We start from the raw sequence: 4,501 nt of genomic DNA on the forward strand, positions 1-4,501 counted from the left end.
CATGCCCACCGCGCCGCCTTCATCGTCACGTCCCTACACCACGCCGCCGACCTGCTCGGTGCGCACGCCGCCGGGGAGTGCGCCCCGAGTACGGACGGGTGCCACACCGGCACCCGCACGCCGAACACCCGAGTCGAGCCGCTGCTGATGCGGACGCTGGCCGGGCTGCTTGCGGAAACCCCGGCCATCGGTAGCGACGACCACGACCACTGCACCGCACTGGCCCACCTCTACGTGAGTGGATACGACACCGCCGAACGGGTGCATCCCGTGCTATCGCTGCCGCACCTCGACCTTCCCGGCTACCCCTTCGCCCGCGAGCGCTACTGGCCGGACACCGACATCGTCGCCGGCAGGCCCGGCAGGCCGGTCGTCGCTATGCGGCCGGAATCCGAACCGGCGACGTCCGAACCGGTCGCGGAGGAGCCTGTGGTCGATTCCGCCGCCGTGCGCATGGATGTGGCGCTGGACGTCGTCACGGAACAGTTCGCCGCCGTGCTGAAGCTGGATCCGTCCACAGTAGACGTCGACGAGCGGCTTGAGGCATACGGGCTGGACTCGATGCTGATGATGGAGGTCATCTACCGGCTGGAGCGCAAGGTCGGGACGTTGTCGCGGACGTTGTTCTTCGAACACCGGACGCTGCGCTCGGTCGCGGAGTCCCTGGTGCGCACGCACGCCGACCGCCTCGACCAGCTTGCACCCAAGGCGAAGGCCAAGGCCGTCCCGGCCGCTACGGCCGTGCGCGGCGAGCCGAGTTCCCCGCAGGTTTCGCAGGCACGGCCCGCCGTCGTCGCGAAGCCCGCGCAGCCGGTGGACCGCGATCCGGACCTGCCGATCGCGGTCATCGGGATGGCCGGCCGATATCCGGGAGCCGACGACCTGGACGCCTACTGGGCGAACCTCCGCGACGGGGTCGACTGCATCACCCAGGTGCCGCCGGATCGCTGGACGTGGAACCACCTCGACCCCGACGGCACCGGGGGCTTGCCCGTGTGGGGCGGATTCCTCGACGGCGTGGCCGAGTTCGACCCGCAGTTCTTCCGGATCTCCCCGAAGGAAGCCGCCATCATCGACCCGCAGGAAAGGCTCTTCCTGCAGACCGCGTACGCCGCCATCGAGGACGCGGGCTATACGCCGCAGGGCCTGGGTACCGGCCAGGCGCGGGTCGGCGTGTTCGTCGGCGTGATGTATGTGGAGTACCCGATCCTCGCCGCCGAGCGCCAACTGCTCGGCGACCGCACCGCCGTGTCGAACACCCCAGCGTCGATCGCCAACCGGGTCTCGTGGGCCTGCGACTTCACCGGCCCCAGCATCGCGATCGACACGATGTGCTCGTCGTCGCTCACCGCGATCCACCTCGCCTGCGAGAGCATCCGGCGCGGCGAGTCGGACGCGGCCGTCGCGGGCGGAGTGAACGTGTCGATCCACCCGCACAAGTTCGTGATGCTCGACCAGGGCAAGTTCGCCTCCAGCAGCGGCCGGTGCGAGAGCTTCGGCGCGACCGGCGACGGCTACGTCCCCAGCGAAGGGGTCGGCGCGGTGCTGCTCAAACCCCTGGCCGACGCCGTCGCCGACGGCGACCACGTCGCGGGCGTCATCCGCGGCAGCGCCGTGAACCACGGCGGCCGGTCCAACGGCTACACCGTGCCCGACCCGACTGCGCAGGGCGCGGTGATCGGCGAGGCGCTGAGGCGATCGGGCATTGACCCGGCCCACATCGGCTACGTCGAGGCGCACGGCACCGGCACCGCGCTTGGCGACCCGGTGGAGATCACCGGCCTCGGCCGGGTCTTCGGCAGCGTGCGGGACCGGCCGCGCCTTCCGATCGGGTCGGCCAAGTCGGTGATCGGGCATGCCGAGAGCGCGGCCGGTGTTGCCGGACTGCACAAGGTGCTCCTCCAGTTGCGGCATCGCAAGCTCGCGCCGTCGCTGCACTCCTCGGACCTCAACCCGATGATCGACTTCGATGCGACGCCGTTCGTGGTCCAGCAGCGTCTGGCGGACTGGCCCGCCGCGGTCGCGGTCGACGCGGTCGCCCGCGAGGTGACGCTGCCCCGCGCCGCGGCGATCTCGTCGTTCGGCGCGGGCGGCGCCAACGCGCACGTCGTCGTCGAGGAATACCTCGGTGAGACCACCGCGAGCGTCGAGCGGCCGGGTCCGCATCCGGTGGTGCTTTCGGCCCGCTCGCCGGAGCAGCTCGACACGATGCTGCGCGGGCTCGCCGACGCGCTCACCGACGACACCTCGCTCGACGCGGTCGCGTTCACGCTGCTCACCGGGCGCGTGGCGCAGCCGTACCGCTTCGGCTGCCTCGCCCGCGACATCGCCGAGCTGGGGGTAAAGCTGCGGAACGCGGCCGACGGCGTCGTCGGCGACGACTGCTGGCGAGGCGAGGTACGGGACCCGGTCCCGCGGCACGACGGCAGGCTCGGCGACGGTGGCGACGACGCCGATCTCGCGGCCACGGTGGCCGCGTGGACCGTCGGCGCCAAGGTTGACTGGTGGTCGCGCTACGCCGACGGCCACCCCGCACGGGTCGCGCTGCCGACCTATCCGTTCCTTCGGGAACGTCACTGGCCGAGGGCCATCGACCGCGCGGCCGTTCGTGCGACCGTCACGGACGGCACTGGCGGCAGGGATCGGTCCGGCACCTGGCCGCACCCGCTGCTCGAGGTGTGCCTGCCCCGGTTGGTCGGCGCCGAGTTCGCCAGTGCCGCGGCGGGCGTCGGTGTCGGCGACCGCTGGCCGGGCGACGACGCGTTGCTGGAGATGGCCCGCGCGGCCGTGGCGCTGTGCCACGAGTCGCTCGGCGGGGACGCCGTCGTCGTGCTGCGTGACGTCGTGTGGGGCACGGCCGTCGGCGCGGGCGAGTTGCGCACCTCGGTGCTGCCCGCGCTGTCCGGCGTCGAATGGGAGGTGTACGGCCGCGCCGCCGATGCACCCGAGGGCGGTGCCGATGGCACGGCCCATGCGCAGGGCGTGGCCGAGCTGTCCGCTGACCCGCTCGGCCGGGTCGACGTCGGTGCGTTCGCGTCCGGCTGGTCGTCGCCGATGGGCACGGGCGCGGCTTCGCCGGTCCACATTGCACCGGATTCGCGGTCCGTGCTCGTTCAGGTCGAGAACCGAGATGTGCCAACGGGTCTTGTGCTCGTCCCCGGTGACCTCGCGCGAGCGTTGGCGCTCGCCGAGGCGCCCCTCGGTCTACCGACGACGACCCCGGTCGCCGCCGCGCGCGCCGAGTTCGCCACGACGGCGCCGCCGGTGCGGCACGTCGTGGTTGGCCGGACCGCTGCGGAACCGGACGGCCCGCTGACGATTACCGGCTGTGCCGACGACGGCTCGGTGGTGTGGCGGCTCGTCGGCCTCGAGCTCGATCCGTGCCAGGAACCCGACGAGAGCGTGGTGGACGGGCGCGTCCCGGCCGGAAGCGTGGAGGAGTGACGATGAGCAGCGGCCTCGACACCAGCCTGAACGGCAGCCGTGACCTTCGCGACCCTGACCTGCCGAGCCTGCCCGACGGGGTGCACCTCTACGACGAGGAGTGGGTGCCCGCGCCACTGACCGACACCGGTTGCGCGGGCGCGATCGTCGTGTTCATGCGCGACCTCGACGAGGCGGCACGGGTGCGTTCGGCCGCGAGCGGCACCGGATGCGGGTGCGCCGTCGTGGTGGCCGGTCTCGCGGCGGATTTCCGCTGGGCCGGAGTCGGCGAGTTCGAGGTGTCCGACGCTGCGGACGTCGCCCGGTGCCTGGACATCGTGGCCGAGCAGCACGGCGGCGTGGCGGCCGTCGTCGTGGACCCTGGCGCGACCGAGGAGTCCGTCGACCCGAAGCTGAGTCTCGCCGTGGTCGAGGGCATCACGTTGGCCGACGTCGACGTGCGCAGGCTCGTCCTCACCCCTGGTTTCGCGACGCCCGTCGAGCGCGTCTACGGCGAGGCATGGATCGGGTTTGGCCGGTCGCTGCGCCTCGCGCTGCCGCTGGCCGTGACGTCGGTGGCCCTCGTCGACCGCGCCGTGGCCGGGTCCCCGCAGCAGTGGTGGGCCACAATCCATCCCGAACTGTCCGTCACCGAACGGGTGGACGTACTGCTCGACGCCACCGGACGGCAGCGGCTGACCAACCGCCCGGTGGAGCTCACCGCGGAAAGCGAGACGAACCGGGAGCGGCCGTTCCTCCGCAGCGGCGGGCGCTACCTGGTGACCGGTGGCGCGGGCGGCATCGGCCGGTTGCTCGTCGAACGGCTGTGCCGGGCGTGGGGAGCCAAGGTGATTGTCACCGGTCGTTCGGAGCTGCGCGGCGACCGGGCGGCGTTGTTCGACGACCTCGAACGGGTCGCGGCCGAGCATGACGCCGCGGTGCATTACGTCCGCGCCGACGTTCTCGATCACGCCGAGATGGCCGCCGCGGTCGCCGAGGCCGACGCGCGTTTTGGTGGTCTCGACGGGGTTTTTCATGTTGCTGGGGTGGGGAGTGTGGGTTCTGTGGTGGGGAAGGG

The 4,501-nt window shown here is 72.1% G+C and carries 2 protein-coding genes; both read left to right on the forward strand.

Translation table 11 applies throughout. The features are described from left to right. Positions 1-3,444, forward strand: a 3,444-nt coding sequence (locus FXO23_RS50220) for a beta-ketoacyl synthase N-terminal-like domain-containing protein (RefSeq protein ID WP_246258662.1), incomplete at its 5' end; no start/stop codon positions are given. Positions 3,445-3,446: 2 nt separating this feature from the next. Beyond that, positions 3,447-4,501, forward strand: a 1,055-nt coding sequence (locus FXO23_RS50225) for an SDR family NAD(P)-dependent oxidoreductase (RefSeq protein ID WP_158896253.1), incomplete at its 3' end; no start/stop codon positions are given.

Origin of the sequence: Amycolatopsis anabasis (genome assembly GCF_009765355.1) — a bacterium.
Taxonomy (GTDB): domain Bacteria; phylum Actinomycetota; class Actinomycetes; order Mycobacteriales; family Pseudonocardiaceae; genus Amycolatopsis; species Amycolatopsis anabasis.